Below are 20444 nucleotides of genomic sequence, written 5' to 3'. Positions count from 1 at the left end.
CGGTGCCCGGCAAGAAGAACGTCGTCGCGCTAATCGCGATGATCGTCGCCATCGTGGGGTTCATCTTCGCGTGCGTTCCCGGTGCGCTGACCGTCGGCTGGGTTCTGCTGCCGATCGCCTTCGTGCTCAGCATCGTCTCGCTGTTCCTCAAGGGCGGACGCAAATGGATGGGCGTCGTCGGCCTGGTCGTGTCGATCCGGCATGTTCGCCGACGAGGTGTTCGTCAAGCCGTAAGCCTGCAACGCCGGGGGCTACGGGTGGGGACCCGGGCTCCTGGCGTGACGGGTGCGCTTCCGAGGACCTTCATTCGCGGCAGTCCTCGAAGCATCCGAGCCGTCCGCTTCTCGACGGCTGCGACGGGGTTGCTTCGCAGGCTGAGGCTTAGGGGGCGTCAACCCATGTGGTATCCCCCATACCAAACTGGCGGATGATTCCGTTGCGAGGGTAACGCGATCTGAGTTGGGTGCACCTAGGTGCCCACCTTCCAGTTGGGCGCGAACCACTGTCACGATTGAGTCCTTGTCTGCTCGAGACGGCAGCAGCCCCGACGCCAAGTACGAACGCGCGGCGCTCAGGGTGGTGTACATCTCGAGGTTCGCTGCGGCACGCTTTCGTTGGAGACGATATCGGAGCGCTGAATCCAAGTCCCCATACGATGTGAGGAGACTCACGGCGGAGTCTCAATCGCAAACCCGTTTGAGAGGCTTGGAGCTAGTGCCAACCGCGCTAACGAACATTACTGAATCCGAACTGGTGGACGCGCTGAAAGTGGCCGACGGGCGGAATGATCTCTTCCCTCCGAGAGACGGCGACAAAGTCGCCGGCCGCATCGCAGCCGGGTTCGCACGTGGTCTCCATACGCGGCTACAAGATGGCAGCTACCAGCCCGATCCTGCTGACTTCGTTACGGTTCGCAAGCCGGGACTCTTGACTCGACCGGCGGCGGTGATGACCCTCAAGGATCGAGTGGTGTTCGAGGCACTTGTAGCCAGGGCGCGGCCGAAGATCCAGCGGCGGCTTCCGCCTGACACCGTGGCAATCTGGCCGCGGGCCGACGGAAGCACGCCGTCTTGGAAGAAGTTGGACGAGTTCGTACTCACCTCGCCTGAGGCGTTTGTGCTACACGCTGACGTTGCCGGGTTCTATGAGTCGATCGATCATGCGCGCCTGCGACGCGCCCTGGCCGACGCCGGAGTCGACGCAATGCTAACTGACACGTTGATCACGTTCCTCCGGATGATTATGGGTGCCGATCGCGGGTTGCCTCAAGGACTCGGCTCGTCGGACTCACTCGCGACGCTCTACCTTGCGGGCGCTGATCGCGAACTGATCGCGAGCGGAGTACGTTTCGCTCGACACGGAGACGACTATCGCCTACTTGCACTAACAAAAGATGCCGCGGTTAGGGCGGCTCACCTCTTCGAGGCCGCGTTACGTCGATGCGCTCTTCTTCCGAACGGGCGGAAGCTGTGGATCCAGCCACGTCAGCGCTACGAAGCGGAGTCTCGCGATGTGTCTACGGCCAGCGAAGAGTTCAAGGTGAGAATCCGAGAGGCTCGGGTGGATGAGCTTGGAGACAAGTCGGAGGAGGAGCTCGCTGAGATCGCGTCCGAGTACGAGATCGATGAGGATGCTCAATGGCGCTACTTCTATCACGGCTCAATGGATCCTGAGGAATTCAGGGACCTCATCGCTCCCTTCCTGAACCCCTCTGCCCAAGAGGTGCTCGAAGAGCTCTACCGCGATGCCATAAATCGCGAGGGGGACCTCCCGGCACAGCTGCGCCACGCTCGAATCGTCTACTGCCTCCAGCGCTTGGCCAGCGTAAAAGCGCCGGGTGCCCTCGGAACGGTCCTCGAGGCGTTGCGCGACTTCCCTGACGAGACGGACGAGGTTTGCTCCTATCTACTCAGCTTGTGCGAGACACACGCGGATCACGTGGCGGCGATCTGCGGTGAGTTCCTCGTGGGGACCGCCTACATGACGGATTGGCAGCAGGCGTGGGTCCTTCGAGTTCTCAGTCGATGCGTCGCGTCAGCAGAGCCGGCCACGGTCGCAGCTGTGACAACGTTTCTAAGTGAGCCCGCAATGGGCTGGCTGCCGCGGCTTGAGGCGGCACGCGTCCTAGCTGCAAACGGGACGCTGCGCGGTGAGGATGCTCGTGCGCTGAGAGCGCAAGCGCCCGAGGCGTACAAGAGTGATATCGCCGGCCTCGTGGCGGCCAATCATGATCGACTGGCGTGGTCGGAGAGCTTCCTCGATGGCATCCGTGAAGATCACCTGGCGGACGTTGTCATCAAGGGAATTATCGACTCGAAGTCGTAGACGGACCGCAATCTCGCACAGGACAGCTCAGCATCTGCGCGTCCTTCCCAACGGTGATGCTCGGGGGAAGGATAGCCGCGGTTTCGCGAGTGCCCTAGCTGCACCCGGCGCCGAAGCGGGTCCATGGACGAGCAGAGACTCGAGTCGCACGGAGCGGCAGCGGATCGAAGAACTTCATTCGCGGCATCACTCGGCGGACTCGGCTGCGGGTGAGAGGAAATAAGTTGATCCGTCTCCCTGCGCCCAGTACCAATTCAGTGAACCGTGGAGCTTGAGCAGCTGGAGGGAGTCCGAAGTCAGAAACGTGGCGGGGTTCTCGGCCGCACCCACAGGCGCCGCTGGCGCGGGGTAAACCACTTGCGGTCCGGACACAGCGAGCGGCGCCTCGTCGTAATCGAAATCAACGATCGGCTCCGTCGTGGTCACTGCTCGTTTGACAAGGGTGTCGTAATTGAAGGTGAGAACGACTGCGCGCTCGGCGTGCCAGAGCGCCACGAGTTGCGATAGCCATAGCGGCGGAGCGTCGCGAGACGCAAGGTCGGCGCAACGCTCCAACTCGATAGCGATCGCAGCCGTCACTCGCTCAGCTATCGCCCGCCGTTCTGTGTTTGCGTAACCCTCGAGAAATGGCAGTGGGGTAGACAGCAGGGTCAGCCAGTCTTCGAAGCTCCCATTGATGGATTCCGGTAAATTATCCGCGCCCACCTGGTTTCGGATCGCGTCACCGAGCGCGTCGGTGAGGGGCATGTGCTCACTAATCGCACGGGAGAACCCCGCGCCGAGTACGTAGACAGGACGACCGTATTCGTTGACCACTGCCACAGTCTGGCCTAACAACGCGTAGTCGCGCCCGCGCTCACCGGTGGGCGCGCACATCGAGGTCGATGAGCGTGTGCGGGTGGGGGTCCACCACCGGTTGCGCTCGGAGGATGGCGGACGCCTTGGTGGAGTTCAGTTCGTCTCCGACACTTCCGGCGCGACAACGCCCGCACTGACCGGCGCTGACTCCACTCGTGGACGACCGGCACCACGAGTGTCGCGGTGCGCATACGAAATACTTGGGTGTGCCCACCGCCCCCACCGCCCGCCTACTTGCACGCGGATCCGAACTGGCGGGCGCTCTTGCTGGCGCGTCCGTGTCTGCTGTGGTCGGCGACTTTCCTGGAGCGATCGGCGCGGTCCTAGGCGGCAGCGTCGCATCAGCGCTCGGCGAGATGACCGACCGTGTGCTCTCGCAACGAGAGGCTGCGCGTGTCGGCGCAGTCCTAATCATGGCCAGGGATGAGGTCCTTGCTCACATCGCTAATGGACGGGCCGTGCGCGGCGACGCCTTGATGCGGGAGCGAGTGCAAGGACGCGCTCCGATAGATGAGGTGATCGAGCATGTCCTGCGCGTCGCGCAGAAGACGTACGAAGAACGCAAGCTGCCCTATGTCGCCGCAGCCTTGGCAAATATCGCCACTGATTCATCTATCGATGAGCGCACGGCTCATCGCCTTCTATCTGAGTTGGAGCGTGCTAGCTGGCCTAAACTCGTCGCGCTTGCCGCTGTGCGTTCGCGCGAAGCTTCGCCCCTTCCCGACATCGAAGCGGGTGAGCACCCTCCCCAGTGGAGCATGTGGAGCGCCCACGAGGTCTTCACCGAGCTCTACTACGTTGATCAGCTGTTGGGTGCCTCGCAGCGCCTGGACGCAGAAGGCTTGCCTGAAGTGGGCGGGGCGCGTTTCAGCGACTTCGGGCTCACCACTGCGGGGTCCCTCCTGGTTGATGGAGCGGGCCTTGAACGGATACCGAACGCAGACCGCGTCGAGTTATTGACTGCGATCGCTGTCAGCGCGTCCGATGCGGCCGGCCCTACTGCCGACTAGGACCGCTGCGCGCCGTGCACCCAAACAGTGTGCGAGTCCCCGGCGCCGGCTATCAGGACTGGCGCCCTGACCGTGAGCCGGTCCCGCGGCGCTGCTTTGAGGTCAACGGACGACAGATTCATCAGCGAGGACCGGTAGCACTTCGGAAAGGGCCCAACGAGGAGGCACGCCTCTGTCGGTCGTCAGCGCTGGTCGTGGTGCTCGCGATATTGCCGCGCGCCGCAGTCTGTACAAACGCGGTAACCGTCGCTGACCCCGCGAAAATCCACGGACTCTTCAACGTTGTTGTGCTCGCACGGTACCTGGAACTCGGGAAGTGGGTTGTTGGGTTCGAACTCGTCATATCTGTCGCTCATGCTGTATTTGTACGTCCGTATCGTCCGGTTGACAAACACCGAACACTGATTGATCGCGATCTCCCTGCTCGCGGAAACGACGGTGTCCCGACTGCTTGACCGAGATCACTGAATCACTGCTGCGCCGTTGGTTGCGCAGAATCTCGTAAAGTCCGCTCGTCGCTGTGTCAATCCAATCCTCGCCGATGGTCGCGGCGACCTGGCTGGGGTCGCGCAGCGGGTTCCTCCAATCGAAAGCTTCGCCGCTGCGGCTCGAAAGATTGTCCGGCGACTGCTCGTTGCTGCGCGTCGGCTGGCGGCGGAAGTTGGATAGTGAGGTTCGAGTGTGGGGCGTCCGGGTAGTTAAGGGCTCGAACGCTAGTCTCACGATGTGTCATGGGCAGATCTCTGGAACAACTGGGCGAAGATGTGGGGCTACGAAGTGTGGGAGTGGGGCAACGTCGCAGACTGGATCGCGGCGCTCGGCACGACCGGGGCGTTCATCTTCGGTTTCTACTTGCTGAATCATCAGCGGGAAACAGCGGAGCGAGCACAAGCAGACGGATTCGTGACATGGTTCGCGTGGGAGGCGAAGAAGGGCGCTGACGACAAGTACGTCTATGACGCGGTGATCCAAGCACAGAACGCCACGGACTATCACATCCCGATGGTGTGGGTATTGAACGAGTACGCCGACAAGTCGTTCAAGCGCAAGCGATTTGCCGTGGGAGGCAAAGACGTGAATGGGCTAGCTCCCCGAGAGGAGGGGAGCGTGCGCCTTGCCGGCTACTCGGACGCTGAACTGCCTCTCACCCTCATCGAGATTCGGGATGCTTCCGGTCGGTTGTGGGTGCGCAACTTGCAAACGGGCGCGTATCTCAACTCTAAGGAGGCAGAGCGGTATGCCAAGAAGAAGTCGATCTATCCTGCGGTCTGAGACCGCGCTGATACGCCAGGTGCTGGTTGAAGCGGGCTGCGAGCGAAACGAGTTCGAGGTGAACTCGATGTTCGGCCAGGCACATGTATAGCGCTGGGCTCCAGACCACCGTGCGCTGTAGGCGCCTCCGGACCATGCCTATGAGTTGAGGTGGGATGCTCAGGCTACGTCATCGGTAGTTCTGGCTTCTGGCTTCTGGCTTCTAGCTGTGCTGGATGCCCGCATGCCGGTCCTTTAGCTATACAGGCGCGGAGATAGCGCTAGGGCCCTTGTTGTCGGCGCATCCAACCTCACCCGAATAGCCGGCTCTCGGCCGCCTGCCTGCTGAGCGCCCGTGTATCGAAACGCCGCTACATCCCGATCCCGCGCCCCGCACTCGGCCCCCGACCACCGGCCCCGTAGCCATCGCCGCCTCCCGGTTCCTCGCCGCACGCCGCGCCTCAGCCTGGGCCGCGCGCACAGCGTCTTGCATGGTCAATTCCGGAGTCCCGCGCTGCATCGACTCGACGAGGCACTCGCGGGCCGCGGCATCCGTCCGCGCCACGTCGAACGCCACGTTGCTCAGCCGACCGCGCGTGAGGCCCACGTAGAGTCCCGCTGCATCGACATCCGGCCCGACCACCGAGGCATCGGCGGTGTCGCCCTGCACGCCGTGCACGGTGGATGCGTAGGCGAGCTGCAGGTGCTCGCGCGCGTACTCGGTGGACACACGCGCCACCTCGCCGCTGTCGCTCACGGAAACAAGAGACAGGTACTCGTTGCGGATGCCCCGCACGATCCACTTCGCGCGATTCTCGACTCCCGTGAGCCGGTCGTTGCGACGCGTCTGGACGGTGTCGCCGACGAGGATGCGCTGCTGCCCGATTCCCCACGCAGCGACGCGGACGTCCAGGTCGCCCTGATCGACTCGCCGCTGCTGGATGGCGTCGTTGATCGTATCCGCCTCAGCATTCGTGCCAGATACCAGCGTCACCCGCCTGCCGCGTGCGTGCCAGTCGAAGTAAGCGTCGATCATCCGCTCGCGCGCCGCGTCGTGATGTTCGACCCGGTCGACGTGACCGTGTTCGGCAAGCTCGCCCGCAACCACCAGCGCTCGCTCGCGATCACCCGCATCCCGCAGCCGCAGTGTGAGCGCCGCGTAGCCGGGATCGCGGAACCGGTGCACCGTGTCGAGCTCGATCGCAGCATTCGCGTGCCGGATCGCAGAACCCATCGCACCCGCATGTCCGACCGGCAACGCCTGATGCGTGTCACCCACGAACGCCAGCCCGACACCCTGCTCGATCGCGAGCTCGACGAGGACGTTCGCCGTCTGCAGGTCCACCATGCCGGCTTCGTCGACGACGATCCGATCGCGAGAACGCAGCACGTACCGGGTTGGTCCGCCGTATACGGCGCCCGTGCTGGGATCGACTTCTCCCACTCGAAGCCTGGTCCACACCTTCGCGCCGGCCTTGTCGGTGCCCCATCGGTAGCCATGGTCCGAAAGCAAGGCATGAATACTGGATGCCGCGGCCCCCGCCTCGCGAGACGCCATCGAAGCAGCCTTCCGAGTGGGTGCGACAACGAGCATCCGCCGCCGCTGCGAGGTGAGCGCGGCGAACGCAGCGCGCAGCATCGTCGTCTTGCCCGCGCCGGCGGGACCGGTCACCGTCACGAGCCCGTCCGTGCCGGCGATGGCGCACGCGGCAACGCTTTGCGACGCATCCAGGCCGACAGATCCTGGTTCGGTGCGAGCCGGTGCAACTCGCCCGGCAGCAGGGAACGCCCGGGGCGGGCGAGCACGTCCAAGCGGCCCGCGAGACGCACCTTGGCGCGCACGGTCTCGGTCGCCATGAACGCCTTGACGTGCGCCGGCGGATCATCCGCAACGAGCCGGTAGACGGAACGCGTGGCACGTTCCGTGATCTCGGCGATCACGCCATCGAGCCGGTCGCGCTCCGCCACGACGCCCGTGCGCGAGAGCGCTCGTATCGCTCCGGCGCGGATGTCGAGGATGCCGAACCTCCCGCCGCATGACGTGGACCGTTCGTCCGCGTCGACGACCGCCTGTGCCGCGAGTAGATCCAGGTCGACCGCATGCGGGTCTGTCGCAGCAATCGAAAGGGGTGCGCGGGGATTGATCAGACTCGGATCGATCGCTCCGATCTCGTCGCGGACACGCGCCTCCCACGAAGCCTCATCGAGATCGGCCGGCTTGTTCGGACGCGACACCGCCCACGCGCGCCGATCGATCTGCTGCAGCACCTCCACGCTCGGCGCAGATCCTCCGTGCGCCGCCGACCACTCCGCGATCAGGCGCGCGCGGTTGCCTTCGATTTGCGCCGACCTGCGCGACACAGGTCGGACGGCGCCAGCGAACGCGGCGATCTCCCCATCGAGGTCGAGCGTGTAACCGTGCCGGGCGAGCGCGGCGATCCAGGCCGGATCGGTGCGGGCGGCGAGCTCACCCTCGGCGTTGACCACCGTGTGCATCTTCATCGCGACGCGCGAGTCGAGGTTTGACCACTTGCCGTCCGCGCCCAGCACCTTGATGTTCAGCCAGAGGTGACGGTGGATGTGCGGGTCGAGCGCGCGCGAGCGCCGATGCTGCAGCTCGACGACCTCGATGTGGGTGACCTCCTCGCGGATGAGCCCGCCGTGCCCGCGCCGCGCGTTGAGCTCCGTCTGCCATGTGAGCAGGATGCGGTCGCGCAGCCTATCCTGGAGCGATTCGAACTCGGCGGCGAGTTCGGGATGCAGCAGCGCAGCGATGCTGTACGACTTCGGGTGGTTGATCGTCCCGTCGAGCAGCAGGTCGGCGTCGGGGCTCAGCCGCTGATGGCCGCGCTCTTACCCGGTGACCGGGTCGTGGCCGGTGAGCCAGACGCGCAAGCCGCCGGCGGTGAGGCCGTCGGAGGTGATGACGCCGTTCTCGACGATGAACCGTGGGACGGTTGAATCGGATGCGGCACCGTACGCTTCGAGTGCGTCAACGCCGGGGGAGTGATACGTGTGAGCATCGCAGGTGCCCTCGAGCGCGTACGAGATCGCTTGTCGAACCCCTCGGGATTCGACACCTCGCTTCCATCGCTCGAGGCCTCCTCTCATGCCGCCAGAGTAAGTTACGTTTTCCTGTTTATCCAGGGATTTTTATGGCGTGAAGGTACGTGTAGGAGAGTGCTTCTAAAGGGTGTCGCTCACGCCGGGTGCCTGCGTGCATTGCGGGTTCACTCTCTCTGCTTCAGTTCATTCTTGGTCTTCCTTGTTGGCTCTCGACTTGCGGCTCTTGCCTCTTGACTCTTGGCTCCAGCTCGGTTGCGACATGGTGTCCGTGATCCTCGATACGATCGCGACATGTGTAGCCGCGCTGCGCCCGTGGATCGAGGGCAATGAGTCAGTCAACGTGCATCGCGTTGTCCGCCGTCTTTCCTCTGCTTCTTGTGACCATGGCGATCGAACACCGTCGTGTGATTCGGGATGTGCGTCGGCATCAGCGCGTATTCAACTGGATAGTCGAATCTGGCATGCTCGCGGCGCTGGTCGGCCTTGTCGTGACAGTCGTGGGTGTGCAGACCCACGGCATTGACCAGATCCTGGGTTTCGCGGGATGGGCGGCGTTCGCCTGGTCGGTGTTTGTGCTGTTCGGCTATCTCTTGTGGATTGTTCTCCAGGACCGGGAGGATCACGCCGCAGTGATTGAGCGCGAAAGGCAAGAAACGAAGCGGCGTGAACGCGACGAGCAAGCGCGGGTGGAACGAGAAGCCATCGAAGCGGCGCGCCGCTCGCGCGTCTGGTGGCGACGCTGCCCTCGGAGTTCGCGCGAGCATCGTTCAGCAGACCACGGGCCTAGCGCCTCTGCGCACGACGAAATGTGAAGCGGATGCGCCCGCCGGCGCGCCTGGCTCTTCAAGCGCGCACCGCCCTCGCGCCGGCCGACGTACGCACGGGATGACTAGTTCCCACGCTAGGACCCGAACGTGGCGGCAAACGTGAACCACGTTACGCACCGCCCGGGTCGCCACATCTCTGGGCGTTCGCCGACGAGGTCGAGCCCGGGCGCGCACGCATCGTCAGCAACGTGAGGTCCAAGCAGGGACGCGGTGTCGGTGGTGAGCCATAGTGTGGAACCACTGGGGCGGACTTCCCGTCCACCGGGGAGATTGGGCGGGTCGTGGGCGGCGAGGAAAAGGCGAAGCTCTTCATCAAAGTTGTGTACTTCGACGAGCAGACGGCGTCTGACTATTTGGACATCGCGGCCGGCGGGAAGGAAGCGACCACCGAAGAGCAGCGGCGCGAGCGAGCTGTGCAAGCACATGCCGAGGTCACGACGAAGATCGCCGCCAAGCTCAGCTGGATCCCGTTCGTCGGGGGGTCGGCCGAGGTCGGTGGCGGCGTGGACGCGTCCTCGCTCGGACAGAGCTTTCTCAGCAAGACGCTGTCGAACACTATCCTCACCGACTACCTGCGCGAGTCGGCAGCCGACGAGCTTATCGACAAGATGCGGGATGTCACGGTCGCGGCCGCACCGGGTTCGATGGCCTACATGAAGATGTTCACACCGTTCATGGTCATCGCCCGGACCGCTGACGCCGGCGTCGACCTGGCCATGCTCGACGAGGCGCTTGAGCGGGCGAAGGGCTACTACGAATTGGTTGCGACGCCTGGGGACGGGAGTGCCCGGCGCATACTGCGGTTCAACATCCGCGCGTTCCGCAACAACTACGGCCTCGCGGACCTGGCGAAGATGAACCTGGTCTTTCACGGGATCCGCGTGGGCCAGGTTCGCGAGGACCGTCTGGACATGCAGGCTGAGATGGGAGCGCCCGCGCAGGATGCGGACGTATCCGGTGTGGCCCTCTTGGCGAATGTGGATTCGCAGAGCGCACCGGCGGCACCCGAAGCCGAGATGCTCGACGTGTACGACGTGGTGCTGGCAGGTATCGAAGGATGAAGCGACCGGTCATCACCGTCTACTTCGGCCCGCTGCACTGGTTCGACGAGGAGACCTCGCACCTAGCAGCGACACAGCTCGCGGAACACATCACCGCTATTGATGTCGACCGGCGAACCTTCCGGGTCCGCGGTGAAGCTCAGGAAGATGAGCGTGAGCGGCCCGGGCATGTTGTCGCCACCTCAAGTGACTACATGACGCTCAGCGAAGCCTGGCTGAATAACTTCGCCGGGTTGGTGTTGGAGATCGATCCCAAGCACTTGCATCTGCAGAATCCGCCCGTCCACGTGCAGGACCAGCTCCAGCGAATCTTCGAGGTAGAGGTCAAGAACTACATTTACCCGCGCCTCGACCTGGCGGCGCTGGCGCGGGTTCGGCGGTCGTTCGCGGAGCGTGTCATCGGCCAAGAGCAGGTGCGAGAGCGGCTCCTTCCGGCGCTTTACCAGCTGACCGCGCCGGCGGCGGGGAAGCCGGTGGTGTTGATGCTGTATGGCCCGTCCGGAGTCGGCAAGACCGAGACGGGTCGCCTGGTTAACGACTTTCTCGGCGGAAAGCTGCTCCGCATCCAGTTCTCGATGTACCACAGCGAAAAGTTTGCGTCCTATATTTTCGGAGGAAGCCATTCGGAGCGGTCGCTGGCGCATGACCTGCTCGATCGTGAGTCGGGCGTGATCCTCATCGACGAGTTCGATAAAGCACATCCCACCTTTCATAGCGCGTTCTATGAGATGTTCGACGAAGGAGTCTTCGTTGACAAGAACTATCGCGTAGACCTCGGCCCCGCGCTCATCATCTGCACCTCTAATTACAGTTCCGAACGCGAAGTGCACAACGAACTCGGCGACGCGCTCGCCTCCCGCTTCACAGCGATGATTCAGTATCAGGCGCTGTCGGAGGAGGCTGTGGCGAAGATCGCCGACCAGCTCATCGACTCCAAGTACGCTGACCTTTCTGACGCGGAGCGCGAACATGTCGACCTCGACCTCGTCCGTGCCGCTATCCATAGTCATCACGGGTTCAGTAACGTCCGGACGATCGGCAAGACGGTCGACGAGATAATCTCGCACCTTCTCGTCCACGCCGCCCTCGACGCCCAGGAGCACGACGAGGCGGAGGTGGAGAAGCGCGGACCCGCACGTTGAACGAGCCCCTGAGGCGCGCAAGGGCGCCACCCGAGGGCATTGTTTGAATACGGACCGGCTTACGGACCTGCGGGGTCCGTCTGCGCATCGAGCAGCGCAAGCTCGTATGCCTGAACCAGTTCCGTCGAGAGCCTGCCGCGAACTCCGACGGTGTAGCCGTTCTCGATGCCCCATGCGCGGATCGCACCGGGAGAGGTGGTCGTTTGAAAGGTGACGGGCGTGCTCCCAGCGACGGCGGTCGTGGTTGCTGCTGCGGCACGTCTCGGCTTGGGTGCTGCGGCCCTGGCGGGTTGAAGGTGCTTGACCAGGATGGCGTAAGTCTCGGGGTCAACGACGCGGGTCCCCAGCTCCTGTGCTCGCGCGAGCTTGCCGCCTGCGAAGGACCCGTCGCTCACGAGCATCGCGGTGAGGCCGGAAACAGTTCCGAGCACGCGGACGCCGAGCTCCTGGGTCCGCCGCTCCAGCCGTGTTCGTTCACGCTCTCGCCCGTCGAAGCCGGTGAATACGACCTTGTCACCGACGCGCAGCGGCTCCCCGACTGCCCAGTTGGCAGGAAGCGGACCGAGTTTCGCGCTCAGCCGTATTTCGCGTGCGGCATCTGCCTCGGCGATCAGCTTCGGAATGAGCTCGCCCGACAGCCGCAGCGACGATGCGATGGATTCCAGTTCGGTCCGCTCGTCGCGGGAGACATGGCCGTCGTCGAGCGCCTTGTGTGCGAGAGCGAGTACGAGGGCCTGGTGTGCGTCGGCGACATCGGCGTCACTGAGCTCGTAGACCTCGACGAGGTCCTGCAGAGCGGCGGCTTCATCTTCGGAGATGACGCCGTCCTCGAGCGCGTCGAGGAGGGTTTCGACGTACGTCAGTGATCCGACCGGTGCCCCCTCGTCGAGCACCTCGACAAGGCTGAGTTTCGACAATTGCGTAATGAGCGCCGGTTGCTTCGGCTTCGCGCTGGTGACCCTGATGGGACGCGACCGCGCCGAGACCTGCTCGTCTGGCAGGAATTCGAGTGGTGCACGGCTAGGTCCTGCCGGCCACACCACGCCTCGTGCGCCTTCTTGCACCGAGACGAGTGCCGGGTGCGGACGCAGTCGACCCTGGGCCTGCAGGTAGTGGCGAAGAAGGCCGGCAGTCGCACGAGCATCGCCGAGGGCTGAGTGAGCGTCGTTCAGCGGGATGCGAGCGCTCCAGCAGCAGTCGACGAGGCGGCGACGGTCCAGATCAGGCATGTAGTGGTGGCTGCCGTCGAGCGTGCAGTACGCCGGCAGCCACGGAACGTCCCAGCCAGCGCGGCGGAACTCTGCGCGGAGGAACGCAAGGTCGAAGCGTGCGTTGTGCGCGGCGATGGGCAACCCCGCGATGTACGGCACGACGGAAGCGGCGACATCGCGGAATAGTGGCGCGTTCGCGACATCGGCCTGCTTGATGCCGTGGATGTGGGTCGCACCGACGGGCCCCTCGGGGTTGAACCGGGTTGACCACTCGTCGACGACGTTGCCGCCTTGATCCACTCGGACGACCGCGAGCTCCAGCACGCGGTCCTTCTTCGGGGATAGGCCCGTTGTCTCCACGTCGATGATGGCGAAGTGGGGCGGGCGTGAAAGCGGAGGCGGCGAGGCCACTCGCGGTGCCGCGGCATCCTTCTTCGCACTACCCCCGCCGAACAACCAATCGAGCCAGCCCATGCTTCTCCCCACGTCGCCGCGCTGCCGATTGACGAGCGCACTCGACCCATCTTGCCGCGGCGCGCCGATGTCGCACGTACGCTCGCGATGACCCACAGGTATGTCGTCGAGTGTGTAACGGGTTCAGGTCCCGCTACTCATCCCGATGCCCGCGCCCGACAATCGGGCATCGGGCGACTCCTCTAGTAATGGAGGAGTCCGAGGCCGCCACAACGCCACAGAGGTTTCCAGCCGCTCAGAGTCGCGACGCGTCCGCGGTCGGTCCGAGTCGCGGACGTTCGGCGTGCGCGAATTGGATCGTGTGTTCTCCTTCGCCCGCGGGACGCGGGATGGCGTGGCCCGCCGGAATCGCGCCTGCAATAGGTTGGCGTGATGACAGACGAACTCCAAAGCCTCCCGCGTGGCCTTGGCGAATTGATCCAGGGAGTGCTCGAGCTCCAGGTCCACTTCACACCCCTTACTTCGCCCGCGATGTCGCGCCGCCGCGAACTGATCAACGCAATCGCAGCTGAGTTCGCCTCACTTCTCGCCGCGTCAGATGATCACGTATCGCAGGTGAAGGGAAGCAACGGGGCCGGCAACAATGCAAAGGTGCCCTGGGTTCGAGTCTTCGACCCTGCTCAATCGCCCCGACCAACGCTCGGCTGGTACGTCGTGCTGCTGTTCGCCGCGGATGGATCTGCGGCCTATTTGTCGCTCAACCAGGGCGTAACCAAGCTGGATCCGGCTGGCATCGAAGTCAACGTTTCAGATGGATGGGGCCGAGTGTCCGAATCTCCGGCCTCGAGGACTTCATTGATGGACGAAGCAACGCGCGATGTCGACCTCCGCGACCCGGGTCTCGGTGCCCAGTACGCGCGCGGCAACTTGCTGGCCTTCAGATACAGCCGAGACGGGATCCCGAGTGACGAGGACATCAAACGGCATCTTCGCTGGCTGTCAGAGCTCCTGACGATTCTTCCGACTACTGACGCCCTCCCCAGTCAGAACCGCGCCGCGGCGGAGTCGGGAGTCCTCGACGTTCCGACGTTCCAAGACGTGGGGGAGGCGGAGCTCAGGACGATCAGAAACGCGATCCACTGGTCTGAGGACGAGATCCTGAACACGGTTGAGAGCCTTCGGGACGCGAGTCCGCAGATCGTATTGGCAGGACCGCCAGGCACGGGCAAGACCTTCGTTGCTCGCCACCTCGCTGCCTACCTTCTCGGGCAAGCGGGATACGTCGACCACAATCCGCAGATCGAGGTCGTGCAGTTCCATCCGACATACGGGTATGAGGAGTTCGTCGAGGGTCTCCGCCCCACGATTGGCCCCGCCGGCGCCTTCGAGTTCGCCCCAGTTGCCGGGACCATCGTCCAATTGGCCGAGGCCATCGCAGAAGACGGCCAGCCGCGGGTGCTCATCATCGACGAGATGAATCGGGCGAATCTTCCCCGGGTGTTCGGCGAGCTGTACTACCTGCTTGAGTACCGCGAGCAGGAAGTCCGACTCATGTACCGGGATAGATTCGCGTTGCCGGAACAGCTGTTCATCATCGGAACCATGAACACCGCGGACCGAAGTATCAGGAGCGTGGACTTTGCGCTACGAAGGCGTTTCGACTTCTTCGATGTCACGCCATCATCGGAGATTCTGAAGGCGCACTACTCCGAGAACGGCCATGTGAATGAGCTGGGACCGTCCCTCTACTCCGGATTCGATGCCCTAAACGAAGCAGTCTTCGCTCTCATGGGTGACCGTCACCATGGCATCGGCCACAGCTATTTCATGCTGGATCGAATGAGTCGGGCCACTCTGCGGGCAGTGTGGGAACGACAGGTGCAGCCGCTACTGGAGGACTACGTCGGCGGAAACGTCGCCAGTCTTGATGGCCTGAGCGTTGAGAGCCTCTTCGGCGAATGAAAACACTCCGCCTCGCGGAGGCGCGAACAGCCACACATGCGCTCACCGATGATCAAGCAGGGAGGCTGGCACTGCTTGGCAAGAAGCTCGCGGGTGAGCGCCGGTGGTGGGGGAACAGCGGCGCGCACAGCGACGACTCTCGGTCCGTCTTCCGGCTGACCAAACTCTTCGGGGGTAGCTGGCGTGTCGAAGTTGGCAACGTAGTTGGGGTTGTCGGACTTCCGGACTTGACGATAATCGTCGAACCGAAGATCGGCATGCAGCACTTCATGCATCTGCTCGCGAGGTCAAACGGCATGCCGCGCGTCGACTCGTCTATGACGTCGCTGGAGGGCGCATTAGGACTTCAGCGAGTGATCATCGAGTGGTTTGTCGGAGAGCTCGACGACCTGTTCCGGCGAGGCCTTGTGAAAGACTACGTGCATTCTTCGGCGCGTCTTCCAGTCGTGCGCGGCCACGTCGACTTGGTGACAACGTCCCGCCAGTGGCTTCAGGGTCGTGTTCTTGTCGACTGCGAGTTCGATGACTTCACCGAAACCACGCCGTTCAACCAGTTGCTCGCGGCGGCTGTCTCCCAGTCCATTCGCTCCCCGGCGGTTGACGATCGCCTTCGAATGAGGCTGGCATACTTTGCCCGCGAGCTGCCACCTGCATCCTCTCAAGCTAGAGACGTTGATCTCGAGCGTCTCCCCGCGCGATATCGCCCCTATAAGCCGGCCCTAAAGTACGCGATGGACCTTCTGACCGGCGTCGGTCGCTCCCTCGAGTCGGGCGACCATGCGTCAGGGACGTTCCTCTTCAACTCGGCAGCCGTTGCCGAGGACGCGATCCGCGAGGTGCTCGCCGAAGCACTCGCCCCGATGCGCGTGGTCAAGACCGGTGGACGCCGCCTGCTACCCGCGTTTGTGTCCGTGAATCCGGACCTTGAGATCGGACCACCTCCATTCACCGGAGATGTCAAGTACAAGATTGGCGATCGAAGCTGGAATCGCCAGGACCTCGCCCAGGCCGTCCTGTTCGCGGCTGCGTACAAGAGTCCGCACGCGGTGATCGCGGACTTTGCTCAGATGGAGGTACTTCACCCTTCGCTAAAGGTCGGCGACATCCAAGTTTCGCGCCTCCGCTGGGCGATTGGCGACGGCACTGATCCCGAAGACTCTGAGCGCCGCTTCGCAGAGTCTGCTCGCGCGCACATAGAGCAGTCCGCACCCAACCTCTTGGCCAGACTCTGAGAGGAGACGGCCGCGCGCGGAGTGACAGCCGTGAACAACGCAGGCAGCATCCAGAGCGCGAGCAGACCGACGACCCAGACGAACAGCCGCGACAGCACTGGCACCCCACACCAGATCAACGCTATCGCGATGGCCACCGCCGGCATCTTTGCTACCTTCTGTTCCATGCCGTCCCCCGCAACGCTGCAGGCCCTTCGCGAATTCGCCGTCGAACGCGACTGGGAGCAGTTCCACTCCCCTGAGAACCTCGCGAAGTCGATCTCGATCGAGGCGGCCGAACTGCTCGAGCTGTTTCAGTGGGGGCAGACGCCCGATCAGACTCGCGTAGAAGAAGAGCTCGCCGACGTGCTCACCTACTGCTTCCAGATGGCGGCGAGGATCGGCGTCGACATCGATGAGATCGTGCTGAGCAAACTCGAGAAGACACGTGCGAAGTATCCGGTCGAGATGTCAAAAGGTCGCATCGCCAAGTACACCCATCTGCAGTGATGAGCGAGTTCAGCATCGAGCGGCTTCCTTTCGAACGCAAGCAGGTCGACGCGTGGGCGCGCAGCGACGCGCAGCACACCGACTGGCCGGTCGTGTACGTGCTCGACAGCTCGGCCCGCAGCAAGAAGCTCTATGTCGGCGAGACCGTGAACGCGGCATCCCGGATGCGGCAGCACCTCGCCAGCTCGAAGAAGCACGAGGGTCTCGAGTCGATCCGCGTCGTCGTCGGCGAGCGTTTCAACAAGTCCGTCTGCCTCGACCTCGAATCGCACCTGATCCGCTGGTTCCACGGTGACGGTCAGTACAGCATCCTGAACGGCAACGACGGCCTCAGCGACGCGCGCTACTACGACCGCGACATCTACCGCGAGTCGTTCCGCGACGTCTTCGAGGCGCTGCGCGCCGAGGGGCTGTTCAGCCGCAGCATCCCGCAGATCGAGAACAGCGACCTCTTCAAGCTCTCGCCGTTCAAGGCGCTCACCGACGATCAGGCCATCGCGATCGAAGACATCGTCGAGGGCCTGCTGGCCGATCTGCAGCATCCGGATGCCCGCTCCACTCTCGTCGTGCAGGGTGACCCTGGCACCGGCAAGACGATTATCGCGATCTTCCTCATGAAGCTGCTCGCCGACATCCGCGACTACCAGGATCACGACGACGTCGAGCCCGACTCGATGTTCGCCGAGTTCTTCACCGCCGAGAATCGTGAGCTGCTGCGCGATCTGAGGATGACGCTCGTGATTCCGCAGCAGTCGCTGCGGCAGTCGGTACGGCAGGTGTTCAAGAAGACGCCGAAGCTCGATCCGGCGATGGTGATGACGCCGTTTCAGATCGGCGAGTCGGATGCCATGTTCGACCTGATCCTGGTCGACGAGACGCATCGACTCAATCAGCGCGCCAATCAGGCGTCGGGTGTGCAGAACAAGAAGTTCCGCGAGATCAACGAGAAGCTCTTCGGCTGGGACGATCCGTCGCGCACACAGCTCGACTGGATCAAAGCGCGCAGCCGCCACCAGCTGCTGCTCGTCGATGGTGCACAGAGCGTTCGGCCACATGACCTCGCGCCGGCGACGCTCGAGCGGGAGCTTCGGGATGCCAGGGACTCGCACCGCCATTTCCGGCTGACCACCCAGATGCGCGTGCGCGCCGGTGCGGATTACGTCGAGTACGTCCGTGCGCTTCTGCGCGGCGAGCACCCAGAGCGCCCGGATCTTGGCGACTACGACCTGCGCTTCTTCGACGACCTCGGCGAGATGCGTCGGGCAATCCGTGCCCGCGATCGCGAGGTGGGGCTGTCGCGTCTCGTCGCCGGATACGCGTGGGACTGGGTGTCGCGTCGAGATCCGTCGGCGTTCGACATCGAGATCGACGACGAGCGGATGCGCTGGAACAGCACCGACAAAGACTGGATCAACGCTCCCGGGTCGCTGGAGGAGGTCGGCTCGATCCACACGGTGCAGGGATACGACCTGAACTACGTCGGCGTGATCATCGGGCCGGATCTGCGTCTTGCGTCGGATGGTTCGATCGTCGCGGATCGCGAGGCGTACCGCGACAAGAAGGGCAAGGAGAACACCGGGCACCTGAAGAACGCCTTCGGCGACGATGATCTGCTCGTGTTCGTCCGGAACATCTACGGGGTGCTGCTCACGCGGGGGATGCTCGGGACGTATGTGTATGTATGCGATGGAGGGCTGAGAGAACGGCTTCGGAGCTACCTGGATTGAGCTGGGCCGTCAGGAGCATCAATCGGCTCTCCCTGTTCGTTCTGTCGAGCCTGCCTTCGGCGTGATCGCTGAAGATGGACACCGTGCTTGATCGCTTGCTCGCGATGATTCCGCCCTGCGTTGCGCCGCCGTACTCGGTTGCGAGATCTCGTCGGGTCACGTAGTCGCCGATACCCAAGCGGACGGGACTGACGTACATGCTCACGCCATTGGGGAGGCGTCACACGTGATGTACGCGCAAGGCATCGAACGGTCGCCGTATGCCACCACAACGGGCGCTGGGCATGAGCGCAGCCTTGGGGCTGCGAGCGTGCGGGCTCTCGGCTCAGGCGTGGTGCAGGTGGGGCTCCGACTCCCAGGGGAAGTCGAGGTCGCCGTCGCCGGCGAGGAGCGCGCGGTAGGTCAGCTCGGCGGCGTTCTCGAGGTTCAGCGCCCGCCGCAGCGCCATGTCGCAGTCGTCACCCACGGTCGTCGATCCGTGGTTGCCCATGATGACGCAGTTGTGCTCGGCGAGCTGCTCAGCGGCGGTGTCGGCGAGCTCATCAGACCCGTTCGGGTAGTACGGCGTGCGGCCGACCGATCCCACGTAATACGCGTGGTCGAGAGTCACCAACCGGATAGGCCGACGCAGCGCGTCGAGCAGGATCGCGTGGGCGGGATGCACGTGCACGACCGACCCGACGTCGGGGCGCGCACGATAGGCGCGCTGGTGCAGCTTCCACTCGCTCGAAGGTTTGGTCGCGCCGTCGATGACGTCGCCGTCCAGGTCCATGATGGTGAACGAGGTCTCATCCAGGCGATTCAGCCAAGTACCCGACGCCGTCACGACGAAGCGGTCGGCGTCGAGCCGGATTGACAGATTGCCGGCGCTGGCCAGAGCCAAGCCGGACTGCACGATCTCAGAGCCGGCGCGGATGAGCTGCTGCACGGCATCAGCGACGGATGTGGAGTGATTCGTCATCGAGTTTGTCCCAATCGCTCAGAGGCTGTTGTCAGACAACACTACTGGACGAAAGTGACGACCCGAGGTCAAGCGTGTCGAATGATCGAGAACGTATAGCGACCATCGAGGAAGTAGGTACGCGAGTAGGCGACCGCGCGCTCGTCCTGGTCGTAGTGCACCTGGTCGAGCAGTAGCGCCAGGCCGTTGCGCCCCTGAGGAGCGTCCCAGATCACGTGGTCGGCGACGACTGGGTGGATCTCAGCGACCGCGCGCACCGGAATGATGCCGCGAGCCTCGCGAAGATATCCGAACACCGATCCGTCGAGCACTTCCGGGGACTCGCCCTCGGGAAAGACCCCGATCGGCAGCAAGTCGTACGAGTAGGCGACGACCTCGTCATCCGCAAGGATCACTCGGCGGGTCTCGAGCGCAAGATCGTTGGCGGTCAACTCGAGCTTCGCCGCCTCTTCCGGAAGTAGCGGCCTGATGGTGCGGCTGCGGTAGCGCATGCCCGGCTCCCGCCCGGTGCGGCGGATCGAGTCCGTGATGGACTCGAGGCGCTCCAGCCCTGCGGTCACCGCTGGGGGCTCCGACACAAAAGTGCCCACGCCGTGGCGCGTGTGCACGAGTCCGGCGGTCTTCAGCTCGCTCAGCGCGGCGCGCACCGTCGGGCGCGACACCGCGAACGACTCGCCGAGTTCCGACTCGGTCGGCAGACGGTCGCCCACCGGATAGGTGCCGTCGCCGATGCCCGCACGGATGCCCGCGACCACCGCATCTACGCGGGATGCCCTCCGTGCCATTGCGAACCCCTCCATCGCTCGGTCTGCCGTTATCGACCCAACCGCTTCAGTGTGGCCGCCGGTCGTAGAGACATCATGCCAGATCGCCCGGTTGTTTGATCTTGTTGACACAGTTGTCCGACA

General features: G+C 63.8%; 17 protein-coding genes and 1 pseudogene. 11 read left to right on the top strand and 7 right to left on the bottom strand.

The window, feature by feature from the left end; genetic code table 11:
- Together V2S05_RS10680 and V2S05_RS10675 are read left to right on the top strand one after the other, a co-directional pair.
- Positions 1–431, top strand: a pseudogene (locus V2S05_RS10680) (hypothetical protein); the annotation flags it as partial.
- An 88-nt stretch (positions 432–519) separates the two neighbouring features.
- Entirely contained in the window at positions 520–2325 is a 1806-nt protein-coding gene (locus V2S05_RS10675; RefSeq protein ID WP_413635175.1) for an RNA-directed DNA polymerase, read from the top strand.
- 186 nt (positions 2326–2511) lie between these two features.
- Here the strand turns inward: V2S05_RS10675 and V2S05_RS10670 are convergent, their stop codons facing one another.
- Positions 2512–3141, bottom strand: a complete 630-nt coding sequence (locus V2S05_RS10670) for a hypothetical protein (protein ID WP_413635174.1) — start codon at positions 3139–3141, stop codon at positions 2512–2514.
- A gap of 320 nt (positions 3142–3461) precedes the next feature.
- On the opposite strand from V2S05_RS10670, the gene V2S05_RS10665 reads away from it, so the two are divergent.
- Entirely contained in the window at positions 3462–4193 is a 732-nt protein-coding gene (locus V2S05_RS10665; RefSeq protein ID WP_413635172.1) for a hypothetical protein, read from the top strand.
- 182 nt (positions 4194–4375) lie between these two features.
- Here the strand turns inward: V2S05_RS10665 and V2S05_RS10660 are convergent, their stop codons facing one another.
- Positions 4376–4549, bottom strand: a complete 174-nt coding sequence (locus V2S05_RS10660; protein WP_413635171.1) for a hypothetical protein — start codon at positions 4547–4549, stop codon at positions 4376–4378.
- A 370-nt stretch (positions 4550–4919) separates the two neighbouring features.
- Between V2S05_RS10660 and V2S05_RS10655 the strand changes: the two genes are divergently transcribed.
- The gene (locus tag V2S05_RS10655) at positions 4920–5465 is read left to right on the top strand and encodes a hypothetical protein (RefSeq protein WP_413635169.1); all 546 of its coding nucleotides are present in this window, start codon (positions 4920–4922) and stop codon (positions 5463–5465) included.
- Between the two features lie 238 nt (positions 5466–5703).
- Here the strand turns inward: V2S05_RS10655 and V2S05_RS10650 are convergent, their stop codons facing one another.
- Both V2S05_RS10650 and V2S05_RS10645 read right to left on the bottom strand, forming a co-directional pair.
- Positions 5704–7116 carry an ATP-dependent DNA helicase gene (locus tag V2S05_RS10650; protein ID WP_413635167.1) on the bottom strand — a complete coding sequence of 471 codons (1413 nt, stop codon included), beginning with the start codon at positions 7114–7116 and terminating at the stop codon, positions 5704–5706.
- 2 nt (positions 7117–7118) lie between these two features.
- Complete coding sequence (locus tag V2S05_RS10645) at positions 7119–8207, bottom strand: relaxase domain-containing protein (protein WP_413635267.1); 1089 nt, start codon at positions 8205–8207, stop codon at positions 7119–7121.
- A 686-nt stretch (positions 8208–8893) separates the two neighbouring features.
- Here V2S05_RS10645 and V2S05_RS10640 point away from each other — a divergent pair.
- From V2S05_RS10640 to V2S05_RS10630, 3 genes are all read left to right on the top strand, one after another.
- Positions 8894–9322, top strand: coding sequence for a hypothetical protein (locus V2S05_RS10640; RefSeq protein WP_413635166.1), 429 nt, complete (start codon positions 8894–8896; stop codon positions 9320–9322).
- A gap of 296 nt (positions 9323–9618) precedes the next feature.
- Positions 9619–10398: a DUF6414 family protein gene (locus V2S05_RS10635; protein ID WP_413635164.1), complete on the top strand. Its 780-nt coding sequence runs from the start codon at positions 9619–9621 to the stop codon at positions 10396–10398.
- The gene (locus V2S05_RS10630; RefSeq protein WP_413635163.1) at positions 10395–11540 is read left to right on the top strand and encodes an AAA family ATPase; all 1146 of its coding nucleotides are present in this window, start codon (positions 10395–10397) and stop codon (positions 11538–11540) included. The genes V2S05_RS10635 and V2S05_RS10630 overlap by 4 nt, the downstream gene beginning before the upstream one ends.
- 59 nt (positions 11541–11599) lie before the next feature.
- On the opposite strand, the gene V2S05_RS10625 is transcribed toward V2S05_RS10630, so the two are convergent.
- Positions 11600–13225 carry an exonuclease domain-containing protein gene (locus V2S05_RS10625; protein ID WP_413635162.1) on the bottom strand — a complete coding sequence of 542 codons (1626 nt, stop codon included), beginning with the start codon at positions 13223–13225 and terminating at the stop codon, positions 11600–11602.
- A gap of 372 nt (positions 13226–13597) precedes the next feature.
- On the opposite strand from V2S05_RS10625, the gene V2S05_RS10620 reads away from it, so the two are divergent.
- From V2S05_RS10620 to V2S05_RS10605, 4 genes are read left to right on the top strand one after another with little or no spacing between them, the layout of a single operon-like run.
- Complete coding sequence (locus V2S05_RS10620; protein WP_413635161.1) at positions 13598–15127, top strand: McrB family protein; 1530 nt, start codon at positions 13598–13600, stop codon at positions 15125–15127.
- On the top strand, positions 15124–16359 hold the full coding sequence (locus tag V2S05_RS10615) for a 5-methylcytosine restriction system specificity protein McrC (protein WP_413635160.1): 1236 nt from the start codon (positions 15124–15126) through the stop codon (positions 16357–16359). The genes V2S05_RS10620 and V2S05_RS10615 overlap by 4 nt, the downstream gene beginning before the upstream one ends.
- A gap of 30 nt (positions 16360–16389) precedes the next feature.
- Positions 16390–16848 carry a nucleotide pyrophosphohydrolase gene (locus tag V2S05_RS10610; RefSeq protein WP_413635158.1) on the top strand — a complete coding sequence of 153 codons (459 nt, stop codon included), beginning with the start codon at positions 16390–16392 and terminating at the stop codon, positions 16846–16848.
- Positions 16848–18575, top strand: a complete 1728-nt coding sequence (locus V2S05_RS10605; protein ID WP_413635157.1) for a DNA/RNA helicase domain-containing protein — start codon at positions 16848–16850, stop codon at positions 18573–18575. The genes V2S05_RS10610 and V2S05_RS10605 overlap by 1 nt, the downstream gene beginning before the upstream one ends.
- A 325-nt stretch (positions 18576–18900) precedes the next feature.
- Here the strand turns inward: V2S05_RS10605 and V2S05_RS10600 are convergent, their stop codons facing one another.
- Together V2S05_RS10600 and V2S05_RS10595 are read right to left on the bottom strand one after the other, a co-directional pair.
- The gene (locus V2S05_RS10600) at positions 18901–19536 is read right to left on the bottom strand and encodes a class II aldolase/adducin family protein (protein ID WP_413635156.1); all 636 of its coding nucleotides are present in this window, start codon (positions 19534–19536) and stop codon (positions 18901–18903) included.
- Between the two features lie 68 nt (positions 19537–19604).
- Positions 19605–20321, bottom strand: coding sequence for a GntR family transcriptional regulator (locus tag V2S05_RS10595; RefSeq protein WP_413635155.1), 717 nt, complete (start codon positions 20319–20321; stop codon positions 19605–19607).
- Positions 20322–20444 lie beyond the last annotated feature (123 nt).

It is taken from the genome of Microbacterium sp. OR16 (genome assembly GCF_047306725.1).
Taxonomy (GTDB): Bacteria; Actinomycetota; Actinomycetes; order Actinomycetales; family Microbacteriaceae; genus Microbacterium.
The sequence above is the reverse complement of the archived record's forward strand: the minus strand, read 5'-3'. Positions and strand labels throughout refer to the sequence as shown.